The sequence below is a fragment of the Amycolatopsis sp. NPDC050768 genome, from assembly GCF_040654155.1.
Classification (GTDB): Bacteria; Actinomycetota; Actinomycetes; order Mycobacteriales; family Pseudonocardiaceae; genus Amycolatopsis.
In genome coordinates, this window is record NZ_JBFAHL010000006.1 from 411102 (window position 1) to 428024 (window position 16923).

Genomic DNA, 16923 nt, shown 5'->3' on the forward strand with positions numbered 1-16923 from the left:
ACGCCAAACGCGCTCGCGCCGGGGGTGTCGCGGCGCGCGTCAGATCCTGATCTTCGCCAAGACTTCACGAGCCCGGTCGCCGGCGGGTGAATCACTCGAAGCAGCGTTGAGCTCCCGCAACGCGCGCAGCTCCCACAGCGGGAAGCCGAGGTCGCGGAAGACGTCCGCGGCACCGGCGAGAGCTTTGGGTGCTTCGCCCGCGCCGGCCTGCAGTTTGCCGAGGCTCAGCAGCGCGTAACCCGTACCGCGACGGTCGTGCAGGTCGCGGAACACGGCCATGGCGCGGCGCAGGTGCTGCTGCGCGCCGGCCGGGTCCGCCGCGCGCAGGCGGGTCTCGGCGAGGCTGCGGTGGGTGTAGGCGGCCGCGTGCCGGTGGCCGATCTGCTCGAACAGGTCGAGCGAGCGCGTGAGGCAACGCTCGCCCTCGGCGACCTCGCCGGCGTCGGTGTGGAGGTCACCGAGGCTGCGCAGCACGTGGGCTTCCCAGTGGCGCTCACGCGTGCGGACGGCGCCGCCGAGCGCGCCCGTCAGCAGGTCGGCGGCGCGGTCAGTGCGGCCGTGGCGGCGGAGCACGTCGGCGTAGCGCTTGGCGACCTGGTCGTGCCAGCGGCCGGCGCAGTCGCCGGCGAGCAGCAGGGCGGCTTCGAAGCTCTCGACGGCGCGGCGGAGGTCGCCGAGGTCTTCCGACAGGCCGCCGAACTGGGCGGCCGCGATGGCCTGGCCCCGGACGTCGCCGCACGCGCGCAGGAGCTCCAGGGCTTCGCGCAGCTCTTCGACGGCGAGCTCGGCCTGGCCCGCGTCGGCGTCGAGGTCGGCCATCGCGACCAGGGCGGCGCCGCGGCCGCGCGGGTCGCCGAGGGTCTTGAAGCGGGTGCCGGCCATGGCGAAGTAAGTGCGGGCCTGGCGCGATCGGCCGAGTTGCCAGTGGACGGACGCGAGGGTGAACAGCTTGCCCGCCTCGGCCGGGCGGTCGCCGAGGCGGCGCGCCGCGGCGAGGCCGACGACCGAGACCGCCCTCGCGGAGCGGCCGAGCCACGGCGTGCCGGCCAGGGCCGCGCACGCGTCGGAGAGACGGGCGGCCAGGGCGTGCCAGTGGTGGCGGCCGGCGAGCCGGGCGGCCGTGGCGACGAGTTCGGTTTCCCGGCGTCGCCAAGCATCGGGGTCGGCGGTCGCGGTGCGGACGGCTCCGGCATCCGACTGGGCGAACGGGGGTCCGGCCGGGATGAAACCCTTGTCCAGGACGGAAAGCACGCGTTCGGCCAGGGCGAGGGTGGCTTCGAGGGCGCGCTTCAGCGCGGCCTGATCGAGTTCGCCGGGCAGCCGCGCGAGGCCGAGGCGGACGAAGCGGGGGACGGCGTGGCGGCCGTGGTCGTCGGCGGCCAGGAGGTGGGTGTCGGCGAGGGCTTCGAGGCGGTCGCGGGCTTCGGCGGGGCGGACGGCGAGGAGCGCGGCGGCGCACCAGTCGGGCACGGGCCGGCGGAACAAGCCCAGCAGGCGCAGGAGATCGCGGTCTTCCGCGGAGCATTCGCGCAGCGCCGGAAGAATCGCCGCGCGGACGCTGACGTCGCCGGCGGCGAGCTCGTCGAGGGCGCGGCGGTCGTCGCCGAGGCGGGTGGCCAGGTCCGTGATCCGCAGGTGGGGTCGGGTGGCGAGCCGCAGCCCGGCGATGCGCAGGGCGAGGGGAAGCCCGGCGCAGCGGGCGACGACTTCGTCGGCGGCGGCGGGCTCGGCCGCGATCCGGGCTTCGCCGGCGACGGCGGTGAGCAGCGCTGCCGAGTCCGCAGTGGACAGATCACCGACGGGAACCGGCCTGGCTGCCGCCAATCCTGGCAACGGCCACCGCGCCGTCACGAGGACGCCGCAGCCGGAGCCGCTCGGCAACAGGGGGCGGACCCGGGCTTCGGTACGCGCGTTTTCGAGCAGGACCAGCAGCCGCAGGTCGACGGTGTGGCTGCGCCAAGCGGCCACCAGCGCCGTGAGATCGCCGGTGAGCTCGGCCGTGGCGGCGCCGAGGGCGCGCAGGAAGGCGATGAGGACGTCACGGGGTTCGGTGGCGGCAAGGTCGGCCACGAGCTGCCCGTCGGGGAAGCGGCGTCGCGCCCGCCACGCGGCCTGCACCGCGAGCGCGCTCTTGCCCGCCCCGGCGGCGCCGTGGACCACGACCGGCGCGGGCGCGCGCAGGTGACGCGCGACGGCGGCCAGTTCCGTTGCGCGGCCCGTGAAGTCGGGCACGGGCGCGGGCAGCTGCGCGGGCGGGCCTCCGGCCGTCCACTCGGCGCCGGCGATGCGGCGGTACAGCGCGTCGAGTTCCGGCCCCGGCACCACGCCGGCCTCGTCCCACAGCGCGCGGCGCGTGCGGCGCAGCACGTCGAGCGCGGCGTCGCGGCGGCCCAGCCCCTCCAGCGCCCCGGCGAGGCGACCGGCGAGCCGTTCGTCGGCGGGCCGCGCGGCCACGACGGCGGCGAGCCGGTGCACCACGGCCTGCCCGTCGCCCTCGGCGAGCTGCAGCTCCACCAGCTGCAGCAGGACCGTCCGCCGGCGGTCCTCCAGCCACACCTCGTGCGCCTCGACGAGCGGTCCCGTCGCGACGTCGCAGAACGCCCCGCCCCGCCAGCACGCGAGCGCGCGGGTCAGCAGCTCTTGCTTCGCCTGGGTGTCCTCCGCCGCCAACCCGGCCGACGCGAGCGCGACGAACTCCGCGGCGTCGAGCTCCCCTTCGGCCACCCTGAGGACGTACCCCCGCGGCCCCGACTTGAGCCGCTGGCCTGGGTCATCCGCGGCCAACCCGGGCGACACTGCCTTGCGCAGCTTCGACACCGTCACCTGCACGATCGCCGCCGCACTCGGCGGCGCCCCCTCGGGCCACAGCTCGTCGACGATCGTCGCCCGCCCGACCACCTCGTTGGGCCGCGCGAGCAACAACGCGAGCAACCGCCGCGGCTGCGCCGCCGACGGCAGCGCGACGGTCGCCGCCAGCGGACCGAGGACCTGGAACCGCACCGCAAGCTCCCCACGGCCGCATGTCACCTGATCGAGCGACCCGAAAGTACCTGCGCCACCCTCCGCTCCCGGCTGTTCGGGCGGCCCTCACCCGGATGGCTCACCCCGTTGGAAGGGTGCACGGTCCCTTCACGCCGGCCCGCGTCTGCACCCCGCCGGGCAGGTGGCCCGTGCGGCGCGCTCGGCCTGAAAAACTGGGCGCGAACAGTCCGGCCGCGCTCGACCTTCGCTCGGCGAGCGGTCGGTTCACCGAACGCAACGCAGCGCCCACCCGACCATGCGCGGCGCGGGGCTAGTGGTCCCGCCGCGTCTACTCCTCGCGCGGCCGCGGCACCGCCGTGTCGAGCCGACGCCGTCAGCGCGCGCCACCCGCCAACACAATGCGGCGCGAGCGGTCCGTTCGCGCCGGCCTCCCCGCTCGGGCCCGAGCGAGCAGGTTCGCCCTCAAATCCGGCCGGTCGGCCAGGACGTCGTCGCCCAGGGCGTGCTGCAGCAAGAGCTGCAGGGCGCCGTGTGAGCGCTCGACCATCGCTCAGCACCGCACCGTCACCGAACGCACCGCAGCGCCCGCCCGACCATGCGCGGCCCGGCGCGAACAGTCCCGCCGTGGACCGGGCACCACCCACTCGAGCGGTGAAGCCCGGCGCGACCGGTCCGTTCGCGCCGGCGTCCCGGCTCAGGCGTGAGCGAGCAGCTTCGCCTTCAGATCTGGGCGGTCGGCCAGGACGTTGTCGCCCAGAGTGTGTTCCAGCAACGGCTTCAGAGCACCATGCGGGGCGTTTGACCAGTCGAGCGGACCCAGCGGCGGCTCCGGGTCGTATTCGATGCCGAACTGGATGGTGCGGGCGACGTCGGGGCCGGCGAGGCGGTCGACGAGGTGCAGGGCCAGGTCGATGCCCGCCGAGACGCCCGCGGCGGTGATCACGGGGCCGGCGTCGACCCAGCGGCGGGCGACCGGGGTGGCGCCGAAGGCGCGCAGCAGGTCGCGGAACATCCAATGGGTGGTGGCCTCGCGGCCGTCGAGGAGGCCGGCCTCGCCGAGGAGCAGGGCGCCCGTGCAGACGGACGTCATCAGCTCGGCCGTGCGCGCGGTCGTGGCCAGGTAGTCGATCAGCGGCCGGTTCGCGAGCGCCTCCAGGGTCGGCGCGGAGCCGCCCGGGACGAGGACGCCGTAGGGCTCGCGGATGTCGGCGAAGGTGTGGCTGGGCGCGATCCGCAGGGGCGTGTCGGTGCCGATCGGGTCGAGGGTCTCGCCCACGACCACCACGCGGAAGTCCTGATCCGCCATGGCGAACGCGCTCAGCACCTGGAGCGGGCCCACGAGGTCGAGCACCGTGAGGCCGGGGTAGAGGACAAAGGCGAACGTCTTCTCGGTCATGCGTCCCACCGTGCCCCCGCGGGCGGGCGGACGGGAGGGCGATGTCCGTAATCCTGCGAACCATGTCGATCGGCCTGCTGACCTGCTAAAGTTTGATCATGCCGGGGCCAGAACGGCAGGTCGTGGTCGTCGGGTATCCCGACGCCGAACTGCTGGACATCGCGTGCGTCTCCGACGCGCTCGACGCCGCCAACCGGCTCGGCGCGCGCCCGGGCTACGCCCTGCGGCTGGCCACTGTGGACGGACACCCGTTCCGCTGCCAGTCCGGCATCACGCTGACGCCCCACGTGCGGCTCGACCAGGTTTCGGGGCCCCTGCACACGATCGTCGTCTCCGGCGGCCTCGGCCACCGCGCGGCGGCGGGCGACGAGCGCCTGCTCGAACACGTCCGCCGCCTCTCCCGCGACAGCACGCGCACGGCGTCGGTCTGCACCGGCTCCACCGTGCTCGCCGCGGCCGGCCTGCTGAGCGGCCGCCGCGCGACCACGCACTGGGCGTACGCGGCGCAGCTCGCCGCGAAGTACCCGTCGGTGACCGTGGACCCGGTGCCGCTGTTCATCCGCCACGGCGACGTCTACACCTCCGCCGGCGTCACCAGCGGGCTGGATCTCGCGCTGGCGTTCGTCGAGGAGGACCACGGCCCGACGCTCGCCCGCGAAGCCGCCCGCGCCCTCGTGACCTACCTCCAGCGGCCCGGCAACCAGGCTCAGGTGAGCATGTTCCTGTCCGGCCCGCCACCCGAGCACCGGCAGGTGCGCGACCTCACCGCGTTCGTCGCCGAACACCTGGGCGAAGACCTCGGCACGCCGGTGCTGGCCCGGCAGGCGGGCATCAGCACCCGCCAGCTCACGCGCCTGTTCGACGCGCACCTGGGCACCACGCCCGGCAAGTACGTGCGCACCGTCCGCGCCGAGCACGCCGCCCGCCTCCTCGCGGGCACTGACCTGCCCTTGGCCGCCATCGCCCGCCGCTGCGGCTTCGGCTCCACCGAGACGCTTCGCCAGGCCTTCCTCGACCACTTCGACACCCCGCCGTCCGCCTACCGCCGCGTGCACCTGCGCCAGGCCCTCGGCTGAGCGAAACGCCGGATACGACCGGGTCGTCCCCACCCGGTACGGGTGACGGCCACCGCCGGAGTGCAGGATGTGCGCCGTGGCACCGCCCGATTACCCCGACGACGCCGACACCGCCGACACCGGCCCCATCCGCCGCGTCGCCGGCGACCCCTCCGCGCCCCCAGCCCGGTCCCGCCGATCCCACACGGGCGACGAGCCGGCCTGGCCCGGAGCCGAAGAGCCGGTGCGCCGAGCCGCGCCCCGTTCCGGCGACAACCCCGCCGCCCGCCGCACGGGCGAAACCGCGCTGCCACCACGCCGCGCCGGCGACACTCCGGCCGGCCGCCGCAACGGAGACACGCCACCCCCGGCAAGTGCCCGCACCGCGGACACCCCGCGGGCCGACCGAACCGGGAAAGCTCCGCTGCCGTCGCACCACGCCGACGGAACCCCGGCGTCCGCCGGCCGCCACACGGGCGAAACCCCGCTCCCCCCACGCCGTCGCGGCGAGACTCCACCGCCGACCGGCCGCCGTGGCGGCCAAACATCGCGCCGCACAGGCGAAACTCCGCTGCCGCCCTCCCGCCGCACCCAGGGGCAAGCGCGCCGAGACGGCGAAATCTCGCGCACCACAAGTGAACCCTCCTCACCGGATGCCGACGGCGCCTGGCCGACCGCCGGCCGTCGCACCGGCGACACGCCTCCCCCCACCGGCCGCCGCCCCCGCACCGCCGTGAGCCCGGACGAAGCGCCGGAACCCCCCGACGCCGCCGAACCCGCCGCGCGCAAGGGCCTCCGCGCCGCCCTCGCCGCGCAAGCGGACGGCCACGGTCATGGGCACGGCCACAGCCACGGCCCCGCCGCCCCCGCCTCCACCCGCGTCCGCAAGCTCCTCATCTGGCTGCTCGTCCCGCTCGCCCTCGCGACGGTCGTCGGCATGGTCGTGCTGTACCCGTGGGGCAAAGCGTCGCCGACGAGTGTGGTGCCGCAGGGCACGCCGGTGCAGGCGTCGATCACGGCGACCGCCACGGGGCCGTGCCTCGCGAACGGCCAGGTGCAAGTCGGCGCCGACACCGACCCCGACCAGAAGCCGTGCCAGACCGTCGACCTGACGATGACCGACGGCCCGGGCAACGGGAAACCCCTGCGCCTCATCGTGCCGATCGAGCCGAGCACGCCGCGTTTCTCCACCGGCGACAACGTGGTCCTCGCCTACAACGGCGGCAACGCCACCGACCCGTCGTCGTTCCAGCTCGTCGACTTCCAGCGCGGCACGCCGCTCGTGCTGCTGGCCGCGCTGTTCGCCCTCGCCGTGCTCGTGCTCGGCCGCTGGCAGGGGCTCGCGGCGCTCGTTGCGTTGGTGCTGAGCTTCGTGGTGATCGTGCTGTTCGTGCTCCCCTCGATCCTCGCCGGCGAGAACCCGCTGGTGGTCGCGATCGCGGGCGCCGGCGCGATCATGTTCGTGGCGCTGTACCTGACCCACGGGCTGTCGGCGAGAACGTCGGTGGCGGTGCTCGGCACGCTCGTCAGCCTCGCGCTGATCGGCGTCCTGTCGGCGATTTTCTCCGTCGGCGCCTCGCTCACCGGCCTCGACGACAGCACGTCCACGCTCATCGGCTCACTCGGCCACGGCATCGACGCGCGCGGCCTGTTGCTCGCCGGCATCGTGATCGGCGCGCTCGGTGTCCTCGACGACGTGACGGTGACGCAGACCAGCGCCGTCTGGGAGCTGCGGCGCGCGAACCCGTCGCTGGGCTGGCGGGAGCTCTACCGCTCGGGTCTGCGCATCGGACGGGACCACGTCGGCTCGGCCGTGAACACCCTCGTGATGGCCTACGCCGGCGCCGCGCTGCCGGTGCTGCTGTACTCGTCGATCTCCGGCGTCGGGCTCGGCGCGCTGCTCGGCAGCGAGGACATCGCGTCGGAGATCATCCGCACGCTCGCGGGGTCCGTGGGCATCGTCGCGGCGGTCCCGGTGACGACGATCCTGGCGGCGCTGATCGCGGCGCGCGAGCCCGTCGACCACCTCGTGAGCACCACGAATACCCCTTAGTCACACCAGTAACACGAGCGAACCCCGGCCGGAACCGGACCCGATGGCTGCGGTACGAAGTCCGCGACCGAGGCGAGTACATCCGTACCCGAGGAGGGGTCGTGTTCTCAGCCGTACTGGCGGGACCGCGGGTCACCGTGCACCTGGTCCGGCGGTTGTTCGCGGCGCTGCTGGAGGCGGCCGAGGCCGTCCCGCGGATCGCGAGCGCGCTCGACGACGTGCGGGCGACGCTGCGCCACCTCGAGCGCCTGCTCGCCTACGTCGCCGAGGAGCTGCCGGACCTCGCCGACCAGGTGGAGCAGATCCGCGCCCGCGTCGACAGCACGGAGGAAACGTCGAAGTGCAGCGTCCCTCCAGCGGTCACTCCAGCGTCGCGACGAAGCGGCTGACGGCCTCCATCGGGAACCGCTGGATGTAACGCCCGGCCGGGGCCGCCGACGCGAGCCGGTACAGCGGCCGCTCGGCCACGGCGTCGCCACGCGCCTCCGACCGCAGCTCCGCCACCAGCAGCTCGGAGAACACCAGCCCGTTGGCCTCGGTGTTGTTCAGCAGCGCGTCGGCGACCCGGCGCAGCTGCAGCGCGCCCAGCTCACGCCCGCCTGTACCGGCGAACACGGCGAGGTCGACCTTCACGGTCTTGCGCCGCTTGCCCGCGTTCACGAGCAGGCTCACCGTGCGGGTGCCGCGCACGTCGCCGATCACGATGTCGAGCCGCTCCGCCTCGACGAGCCCGATGCGCCGGATGCCCCACGTACGCACGACCAGCGTCGTGCCTTCGAGCCAGACCCGGCGGCGCAGCGTGTAGAGAACGATGTACAGCAAGGGAAGCGCCACGACCACCGCGACGATCAGCCCCGCCAGCTGCCCGCCGATCAGCCCGGCGATGCCACCGAACGCCGCGGCCACGATCACCGCGCCGATGAAGCCGGACCACGCGCGCCGGCGGGTGAGCTTCACATCCTCGGCGAACAGCGGCAGCCGTTCCGGTGCGCCCTTGACGCCGTCCTGCTCGGTCATGCCCGTCACGCCTCCGCCGCCGTGAGCGCGGGGTTGGTCGCGCGTTCGCGCCCGATGGTCGTGGCGGGCCCGTGGCCCGGCAGCACCACGGTGTCGTCGGGCAGGGTCAGCAGCTTCGTGCGCAACGATCTCTCCAGTTCGGCGCCGGAGTCGTCGGAGCGCCCGTCGACCCGGCGAACAGCGTGTCCCCCGTGAGCACCAGCCTGCCACCTTCGCTCGCCCGCACGGCGAAAGCCACCGACCCCGGCGTGTGGCCGGGCATGGCCACGACCTCGAGCGCCAGACCCGCCACTTCGAGCGGGCCTTCGGCCAGCGGCACCGACGGTCCCGCGAACCACTCGCGGTCGGCCGGGTGCAAGTGCAGCGGGAGGTCGTGGCCGGCGGCGCCGGCGACGTGGTCGGGGTGACCGTGGGTGGCGAGCAGCGCGACCGGTGTGAGCCCGTGCTCGGCCAGCGCGGCCGCGAGCGGCTCTGCGGCCTCCTGCGCGGGGTCCACGACCACGCACTCGCCGCCGGGCGCCGGGGCAAGCAGATAGCAGTTCGCGCGCAGCGGCCCTGCGGCGAACCCGACGACGAGCACCAAACCCCTCCTGTCCCGGCGTTGGCGAAGCGGCGCTGATCACGATCGGATCGAGACTAGCGGCCCCTGTACAGAGTCCTCACAGGCTGTGCCCATACACTGCCGCTACCTCAGACGTGTGACATCGAGCCTGAACTGGAGGGCGGGTGGCGACCAACCAGCAGCGCCGTGAAGCCGCTAAGCGGAAACTCGAGCGGCAGATCGAGCGCCGGCGGGACCGGGCCAAGCGACGCAAGATCGTGGGCGCTGGAGTGGTCGGCGGTGTCGTCCTCATCGTGGCCGGGGTAGTCGTGTGGGTCGTGAACAGCGGCGGTGGCGACGACACGACGGCGGCCGCCAGCCCGCCGCCGTCGAGCTCGGCCCCGCCGGTGCCGACCGTCGGCCAGATCCCGACGCAGCGCACCGCGCTGCCGACGCGGCCGAAGGCCCTGCCGAACCCGACCACGTGCGCGTACCCGGCCGACACGCAGAGCGCGCCGCCGCCGAAGAAGACCACGGCGCCGGACGGCAAGAACGTGTCGTCGCAGGGCAAGGTCGACATCACGATGAAGACCACCGTCGGCGACATCCCGATCACGCTCGACCGCGCGCTGGCGCCGTGCACCGTCGAAGCGTTCGTGAGCCTGGCGAAGCAGGGCTTCTACACCGACACGATCTGCCACCGCCTCGGCGTCACCGACCTGCAGATGCTGCAGTGCGGCGACCCGAACGCCAAGGGCGACGTGAACGCGGACGGCACCGGCGGCCCCGGCTTCACCATCCCGGACGAGTTCATCGACGGCGAGAAGTACGGCCGCGGCATCCTCGCCATGGCCAACACGGGCCAGCCCAACTCGGGCGGTAGCCAGTTCTTCATGGTCTACGGCACCGCCGAGCTGCCCCCGAACTACACCATCTTCGGCAGCATCTCCGACGACGGCCTCAAGGTCCTCGACGCGATCGCCAAGACGGGCATCGGCACCGTCGGCCAGGACGGCGCGACCGGTGAGCCGAAGCAGCAGGTCAAGTTCACGGCCGTGAACGTCGCGGCCTGAGTGTCTTTCCCGTTCGAGCTGAACGGCGCTGAACCCGGCGCCGTTCAGCTCGCTCGCGTTCTGGGCGGCTACGGCCACTTCACCGCGATGCAGGTGCGCGACGGCCGGGTCCGCGGCCTCGACCTGCACCTCACGCGGCTGGCCACGAGCACCTCGCTGCTGTTCGGCGGCGAACTCGACCTCTCCCTCGTCCGCGGCTACGTCCGCAAGCTCGTTGCCGGGCAAGGCGCGCTGTCCGTGCGCGTGCTCATCGCGTCCCGCTCCAGCGAAGAAGCTCCCGTCATGGAGCCCGAAATCCTCGTGCGCACCGGTCCCCCGCACGAGCACGTCGCCGACCCGATCCGGCTGAGGTCGGTGCGATACCAGCGCGACTTGCCCGAGGTGAAGCACACCGGCACGTTCGGGCTTGTCCACCACTCGCGCCAGGCCGTGCTCGCGGGCTACGACGACGCGGTGTTCATCGACCACAGTGGACACCTCAGCGAAGCGTCCATTTGGAACCTCGGGTTCCTCGAGGGCGACACCGTGGTGTGGCCGGAAGCCGCGGTGCTGCCGGGCATCACCTACCTGCTGCTGAAGGAACGGCTCGGCGCCGCCGGGGTCGCGCAGGTGACCCGCCCGGTCCATCCCCGCGAGCTCCCCGGCTTCGACGCCGTCTTCCTCACCAACTCCGAGACCGTCGGTCGGCCCGTCGCGTCCGTCGACGGTGTGGCGCTGCGCAACGACCCCGCCGCCGCGCGGCTGCTCGCCGAGGCGTACGAAAGCGTGCCCTGGGAAGAGATCTGAGCGCCCCTCAGCGGTGCGTGAACTTCGGCGGCCGGCGGTTCAGGAAGGCGTCGACGCCCTCCGCGTAGTCCTCGCCGTGCAGTGCGGCGAGGCGGATGGCGTCCACTTCGTCGTCGGGCGTTTGCCGGCCCGCGACGATCTTCTCGATGATGCGGTTCATGCCGCGGATCGAGGCCTGCGAGCGGGAGCAGAGGGTGTCCACGAACGCCGCGGTGGCCGCGGTGAGGCCTTCGGCGGCGTGGAGGTCGTTGACGAGGCCGATCTCGCGGGCGCGCACGGCGTCGATGAGCTCGCCGGACAGCAGGAGGTACCTGGCGTTCGCGGGGCCGACGAGGGCGACCAGCAAGCGCGTCGAGTCGAAGTGGAAGACGATGCCCAGCTTGGCGGGCGTGATGCCGAAGCGCGCGTCTTCCGAGGCGAAGCGGAAGTCGCACGCCACCGACAGCTGGCAGCCGCCGCCGATGCAGTTGCCCTGGATCATGGCGACGGACGGTTTGCGCATCGAGGTCAGGGCGGCCACGGCGCCGTCGACGGCCTTGTCGTAGGTGGCCGCGCCGTCGGCGGTGGAACGCAGGTCGCGGAACTCGCTGATGTCGGCGCCGGCCGAGAAGTGCTTGCCCGCACCCGTGAGCACGAGGACCTTGAGCGCCGGGTCGGCCTCGACCTCGGCCACGACGTCCGGGATCGCCGACCACATGCCGTAGGTGATGGCGTTCATCTTCTCCGGCCGGGCGAACGTCAGCCGCGCGACTTCGCCGTCGCGCGTGAACTCGAATCCGTCGGTCATGCCAGCACCCTAGCGGGATCGCCCTGCGCGAAACCCGCGTCTGTGACCAGCTCCCCGCGCTAGCGTGGCACCCATGGGGATGATCGAGGTCGACGGCGTGCGGTTCGGCTACGACGAGGCCGGCGAGGGCCCGCCCGTCGTGCTCGTGCACGCCGGGCTCGCCGACCGGCGCATGTGGGACCACCAGTTCGCGGCCCTGGCCGAACACCACCGCGTGATCCGCTACGACCGCCGCGGCCACCGCGACTCGCAGGCGGCCGAAGGCAACGTCTCCCACCACCGCGACCTGCTCGCGCTCATGTCCGCGCTCGGCATCGACCGCGCCGCGCTCGCCGGCTCCTCGATGGGCGGCGCCTACGCCCTCGACACCGCACTCGCCGCGCCCGAGCGCGTCACGAGCATCGCCCTGATCGGCGCCGGTCTGTCCGGGCACGACTGGCCCGAGCCCATGGCGTCGGACAGCCGCGAAGCCATGCTCGCCGCGGTGCCGCTCGAGAAGCTCAAGCGCTACCTCGACCACACCGCCGACCACATCGACGAGGCAGACGTCCGAGCCATCGCCGACGCCAACGTCCGCTATCTCGTCGTCGGTCCACATCGGACACAATCGGACGTCGCCCAAGATTTCTACGCCCGCGCCCTCGAAATGTGCGAGGGCGTCTACCGCCGCGAGTGGACCGATCCGAAGTGGACGGAGGACGTCCCCGACAGCCGTCACCGTCTCGGCGAGATCACCGCACCCACGCTGGTGGTCATCGGCCGAGAAGACGGCTCAGGCCTGCTGGAGCTGGCCGACAAGTTCGAGCAGGAGATCCCCGGCTCGACCCGGCTCGACCTGCCCGACACCGGCCACCTGCCCCCGATGGAGCGCCCCGCCGAAGTGACCGAAGCGCTCCGCTCGTGGTTCGAGGATCAGGAAGCCGACGTGACCCGGTAGACGTCGTACACACCCTCGACGCCCCGGACCACCTTCAGCACGTGACCGAGGTGCTTCGGGTCGCCCATCTCGAACGAGAACCGGCTCACGGCCACGCGGTCGCGCGTGGTCGTGACCGACGCCGAGAGGATGTTGACCTTCTCGTCGGCCAGCACCTTGGTGACGTCCGACAGCAGCCGGTGCCGGTCGAGCGCCTCGACCTGGATGGCCACCAGGAACACCGACGAGGACGACGGTGCCCACTCCACCTCGACCAGCCGCTCGGGCTGGGTGCGCAGGTCCTCGGCGTTGGTGCAGTCCGTGCGGTGCACGCTCACGCCACCGCCGCGCGTGACGAACCCGAGGATCTCGTCGCCCGGCACCGGGGTGCAACAACGGGCGAGCTTGGCCCACACGTCGCTGGCGCCCTTCACGATGACGCCGACGTCGTTGGACCCGCGCCGCCGCGAAACCGTGGACGGCGTGGCCCGCTCGGCGAGCTCCTCCTCCGCCTCGTCGACGCCGCCGATGAGCGCAACCAGCCGCTGCACCACGTGCTTCGCGCTGGTGTGGCCCTCCCCCACGGCCGCGTACAGCGAGGAGATGTCGCCGTGGCGCAGCTCCTTGGCGACAGAGCCCATGGACTCCGCCGAGACGAGCCGCTGAATGGGCAGCCCGACCTTGCGGATCTCCTTGGTGATCGCCTCCTTGCCCGCGTCGATCGCCTCGTCGCGGCGCTCCTTCGCGAACCACTGGCGGATCTTCGCGCGCGCCTTCGGCGACCCGGCGAACTGCAGCCAGTCGCGGCTCGGGCCGGCGTTCTCCGCCTTCGAGGTGAAGATCTCGACGTTCTCGCCGTTCTCCAGCTTGCGCTCGAGAGCCACGAGACGGCCGTTCACGCGGGCGCCGATGCAGCGGTGGCCCACCTCGGTGTGCACGGCGTAGGCGAAGTCGACCGGCGTCGAGTCCGCCGGCAGCGTGATCACGTCGCCCTTCGGCGTGAACACGAAGATCTCGCGCGCGGCCAGCTCGTAGCGCAGCGACTCGAGGAAGTCACCCGGGTCCGCGGCCTCGCGCTGCCAGTCGAGCAGCTGGCGCATCCACGCGATCTCGTCAACGTCCATCGAGTTCCCGCTGTGGGTGCCCTTGGTTTCCTTGTACCGCCAGTGCGCCGCGATGCCGTACTCGGCGGTCCGGTGCATCTCGTACGTGCGGATCTGCACCTCGAGCGGCTTGCCGTCCGGACCGATCACGGTGGTGTGCAGCGACTGGTACACGCCGAAGCGCGGCTGGGCGATGTAGTCCTTGAACCGCCCGGGCACCGGCTGCCACAGCGCGTGGACGACACCCATGGCGGCGTAGCAGTCGCGCACGTCCTCCACGAGGATTCGCACGCCCACCAGGTCGTGGATGTCGTCGAGGTCGCGCCCGCGCACGATCATCTTCTGGTGGATCGAGTAGTAGTGCTTCGGCCGGCCCTCGACCTTGGCGGTGATCCGCGACGACACGAGGTTGCCCGTGAGGTCGGCGATCACCTTGCGCAGGTACGTGTCGCGCGAGGGCGCGCGGTCGGCGACCAGGCGCACGATCTCGTCGTACTTCTTCGGCTGCAGGATCGCGAACGCGAGGTCTTCGAGCTCCCACTTGACCGTCGCCATGCCGAGGCGGTGGGCCAGCGGGGCGAGCACCTCCAGCGTCTCGCGGGCCTTGCGGGCCTGCTTCTCCGGCGGGAGGAAGCGCATGGTGCGCATGTTGTGCAGCCGGTCGGCCAGCTTGATGACCAGCACCCGCGGGTCCTTCGCCATGGCGATGACCATCTTGCGGATCGTCTCGGCCTCGGCCGACATGCCGAGCTTGACCTTGTCCAGCTTGGTGACGCCGTCGACGAGCTCGCCGACCTTGTCGCCGAAGTCGGCCTTCAGCTGGTCGAGCGAGAAGCCCGTGTCCTCCACGGTGTCGTGCAGCAGCGCCGCGACGAGTGTGGTGGTGTCCATGCCCAGCTCGGCGAGGATCGTGGCCACGGCGAGCGGGTGCGTGATGTACGGGTCGCCGGACTTGCGCCGCTGGTCGCGGTGCAGCTCCTCGGCGACGTCGTAGGCGCGCTGCAGCAGCGCGAGGTCGGCGTTGGGGTGCAGCTCGCGGTGGATGACGGCGAGCGGCTCGAGCACCTGCTTCACGGGCGCGGCCCGTTGGGCCGTGATCCGGCGAGCCAGACGGGCCCGCACCCGGCGGGTCGCCGACGGGTTGGGCGCGGCCCCGTTCGCCTTCGGCGGCGGCACCGACTGCGCACCACGCGCACCGGAGCCATCCTTCGCGGGCACCGGCTTGGCGGGCACCGCGGCGTCGAGCTCTTGGCTCACCCGCACCTCCTGCTGCTCGTGCGGCCTTCGAACCCCCAGGGTAGCCGCTCGGCCGCGTGGCCTCGCCGCCTACGTCCGATCGGCAGACGGCGCGCCGCCGAGCACCGGCGGAACCACACGTTGTTCAACGCCGCGCGAGCGTCCCGGCTTCCCGGCCGTTCGCGCTGGTGACGCGGGATCAGACGACCTGCAGCGCTTCGACCCGGCGACCCGCCAGCACGCCACGACCACCGAGCGCCGCGAGCTCCAGCACCACCGACACGCCGTCGACCACGGCGCCGGCGTCTTCGAGCAGCTTGGCCGTCGCGGCGACCGTGCCACCGGTGGCGAGGACGTCGTCGATCACCCCGACGCGCCGGCCGGGGTGCACGACGCCGGCCGGCAGCTCCACGCCGGCGGTGCCGTACTCGAGCGCGTAGTCGACCCGGCCGGCCACCGACGGCAGCTTGCCGGGCTTGCGGATGAGCACCACGCCGAGGCCGCGGGCGTACCCGACGGCCGCGGCGAGGAGGAACCCGCGAGCCTCGACGCCGGCCAGCAGCTCAACCCCGGGGCTGAGCGTGCCGGCCAGGGCGTCGACGACCGTGGCGAACCCGGGGCCGTCCGCGAAGAGCGGGCTCAGGTCGCGGAACAGCACGCCGGGTTCGGGAAAGTCCGGCACCTCGGCGATCAGGCCGAGGGCCTTCTCCAGCTCCATCCGGCTCAGCGCTTCCGCTTCGCCGACGACACGCCGCCACCGGTGCGGCGCGGCTTGTTCTGCGGGCGCGCCTTCGGGGTGCGGGCCGGAACGCCGGCCGCCGCGGCCATCGCCTTCTCCTTGCGGAGCTCGGCGGCCAGGGCGTCGTCGTCCGCCGCGTCGAAGTCCTCGCCCGCGGCCTCGCGAGCGGCGGCCTTGGCCCGGCGGGCCGCGACGCGCTGTGCCTGCTGCTGGTACTGCGGCTCACGCATCTTGAGGTCGACCAGCAGCGGCGTCGCGAGCGCGACCGACGACAGCACACCGACCAGCGTGCCCGTGAGCTGCACGAGCGCCAGGTCCTGCAGCGTGCCCGAGCCGAGCAGGATGTACCCGACGATGAGCAGGCCGAGGATCGGCAGCAGGGCGATGAACGCCGTGTTGAACGACCGCATCAGCGTCTGGTTCAGCGCCAGGTTCGCCGCTTCGGGGTACGTGCGGCGGGTGAGGCCGAGCAGGCCGCGCGTGTTCTCGCGGACCTTGTCGAACACCACCACCGTGTCGTACAGCGAGAACCCGAGGATGGTCAGCAGGCCGATCACCGTCGCCGGCGTGACCTCGAAGCCGACGAGCGAATACACGCCCGCCGTGACCACGATGTCGTGGATCAGCGAGATCAGCGCGGCCGCGGCCATCCGGGTGTCGAAGTAGATCGCCAGGAAGATCACCACGGCCACGAGGAAGACCGCGAGCGCGATCAGCGCCTGCCTCGAGATCTCGTCGCCCCACGACGCGCTCACCGCGCTGTCGCTGATGGCCTGCACGCTCGCCTGGTTGTCCGCCCCGATCGGCGCCCAGTCGGTGAACAGCTGCTGCTTCACCTTCGCGACCTGGTCGGCCGGCAGTGCCTCCGAGCGGATCTGGATGGTGGCCGCGTTGCCCGTGCCCACGCGCTGGGTCTCCGACGGCTGCTCGCCCAGCGCCTTGGTGAACGACTCGGCCGCCTGCGAAGTGCTGATGTCACCGCGCGCGCCGTGCGCGGGCAGCTGGATCTGCGTGCCGCCCTCGAACTCGATGCCGACGTTGAAGCCGCGGATGAACATCGAGCCGATGCAGACGAGCACCAGCGCCGCGAAGAAGATGTACCAGCGCTTGCGCTTGCCGATGATGTCGAACGCGCCCGTGCCGACGTAGAGCCGGTGGAAGACGCTTTCCTTCTTGCCGGACGGGGTGGCCTTGCCGGCGCCCGATTCGGCGTCCGTGCCCAGGTCTTCGACGCCCACG

13 protein-coding genes and 1 pseudogene are annotated in these 16923 nt (G+C 72.8%); 6 read left to right on the forward strand and 8 right to left on the reverse strand.

Annotated features, from left to right (window positions below; translation table 11 throughout):
* Positions 1-39: 39 nt before the first annotated feature.
* Positions 40-3000, reverse strand: coding sequence for a BTAD domain-containing putative transcriptional regulator (locus AB0H62_RS20560; protein WP_360587503.1), 2961 nt, complete (start codon positions 2998-3000; stop codon positions 40-42).
* Between the two features lie 676 nt (positions 3001-3676).
* Positions 3677-4378 carry a DJ-1/PfpI family protein gene (locus AB0H62_RS20565; protein ID WP_360587505.1) on the reverse strand — a complete coding sequence of 234 codons (702 nt, stop codon included), beginning with the start codon at positions 4376-4378 and terminating at the stop codon, positions 3677-3679.
* 98 nt (positions 4379-4476) lie between these two features.
* On the opposite strand from AB0H62_RS20565, the gene AB0H62_RS20570 reads away from it, so the two are divergent.
* From AB0H62_RS20570 to AB0H62_RS20580, 3 genes are all read left to right on the forward strand, one after another.
* On the forward strand, positions 4477-5454 hold the full coding sequence (locus tag AB0H62_RS20570; protein WP_360587507.1) for a GlxA family transcriptional regulator: 978 nt from the start codon (positions 4477-4479) through the stop codon (positions 5452-5454).
* Positions 5455-6166: 712 nt separating this feature from the next.
* Positions 6167-7486 (forward strand): YibE/F family protein, encoded by a 1320-nt coding sequence (locus AB0H62_RS20575; RefSeq protein ID WP_360587508.1) that lies wholly within the window; start codon positions 6167-6169, stop codon positions 7484-7486.
* A gap of 101 nt (positions 7487-7587) precedes the next feature.
* Positions 7588-7875 carry a hypothetical protein gene (locus AB0H62_RS20580; protein ID WP_255638074.1) on the forward strand — a complete coding sequence of 96 codons (288 nt, stop codon included), beginning with the start codon at positions 7588-7590 and terminating at the stop codon, positions 7873-7875.
* On the opposite strand, the gene AB0H62_RS20585 is transcribed toward AB0H62_RS20580, so the two are convergent.
* Positions 7847-8503 (reverse strand): hypothetical protein, encoded by a 657-nt coding sequence (locus tag AB0H62_RS20585; RefSeq protein WP_220241341.1) that lies wholly within the window; start codon positions 8501-8503, stop codon positions 7847-7849. The genes AB0H62_RS20580 and AB0H62_RS20585 overlap by 29 nt on opposite strands.
* A 5-nt stretch (positions 8504-8508) precedes the next feature.
* Positions 8509-9083: pseudogene (locus AB0H62_RS20590) on the reverse strand (MBL fold metallo-hydrolase).
* Between the two features lie 146 nt (positions 9084-9229).
* Between AB0H62_RS20590 and AB0H62_RS20595 the strand changes: the two are divergent.
* Both AB0H62_RS20595 and AB0H62_RS20600 read left to right on the forward strand, forming a co-directional pair.
* Positions 9230-10117, forward strand: coding sequence for a peptidylprolyl isomerase (locus AB0H62_RS20595; protein ID WP_220241343.1), 888 nt, complete (start codon positions 9230-9232; stop codon positions 10115-10117).
* A complete protein-coding gene (locus tag AB0H62_RS20600) occupies positions 10118-10903 on the forward strand; it encodes an aminotransferase class IV (protein ID WP_360587510.1) in 786 nt (261 codons plus the stop codon).
* Between the two features lie 7 nt (positions 10904-10910).
* On the opposite strand, the gene AB0H62_RS20605 is transcribed toward AB0H62_RS20600, so the two are convergent.
* Positions 10911-11690, reverse strand: a complete 780-nt coding sequence (locus tag AB0H62_RS20605) for an enoyl-CoA hydratase-related protein (RefSeq protein WP_360587512.1) — start codon at positions 11688-11690, stop codon at positions 10911-10913.
* Positions 11691-11763: 73 nt separating this feature from the next.
* Between AB0H62_RS20605 and AB0H62_RS20610 the strand changes: the two genes are divergently transcribed.
* A complete protein-coding gene (locus AB0H62_RS20610) occupies positions 11764-12627 on the forward strand; it encodes an alpha/beta fold hydrolase (protein ID WP_360587514.1) in 864 nt (287 codons plus the stop codon).
* Here AB0H62_RS20610 and AB0H62_RS20615 read toward each other — a convergent pair.
* The 3 genes from AB0H62_RS20615 to secF all read right to left on the reverse strand — a co-directional run bounded on the left by AB0H62_RS20615 (position 12603) and on the right by secF (position 16922).
* Complete coding sequence (locus tag AB0H62_RS20615; RefSeq protein ID WP_220241347.1) at positions 12603-14966, reverse strand: bifunctional (p)ppGpp synthetase/guanosine-3',5'-bis(diphosphate) 3'-pyrophosphohydrolase; 2364 nt, start codon at positions 14964-14966, stop codon at positions 12603-12605. The two genes, AB0H62_RS20610 and AB0H62_RS20615, sit on opposite strands and share 25 nt — an antisense overlap.
* A 178-nt stretch (positions 14967-15144) precedes the next feature.
* Positions 15145-15663: an adenine phosphoribosyltransferase gene (locus tag AB0H62_RS20620; RefSeq protein WP_360587516.1), complete on the reverse strand. Its 519-nt coding sequence runs from the start codon at positions 15661-15663 to the stop codon at positions 15145-15147.
* 5 nt (positions 15664-15668) lie between these two features.
* Positions 15669-16922 carry a protein translocase subunit SecF gene (secF, locus tag AB0H62_RS20625; protein WP_220241349.1) on the reverse strand — a complete coding sequence of 418 codons (1254 nt, stop codon included), beginning with the start codon at positions 16920-16922 and terminating at the stop codon, positions 15669-15671.
* Position 16923 lies beyond the last annotated feature (1 nt).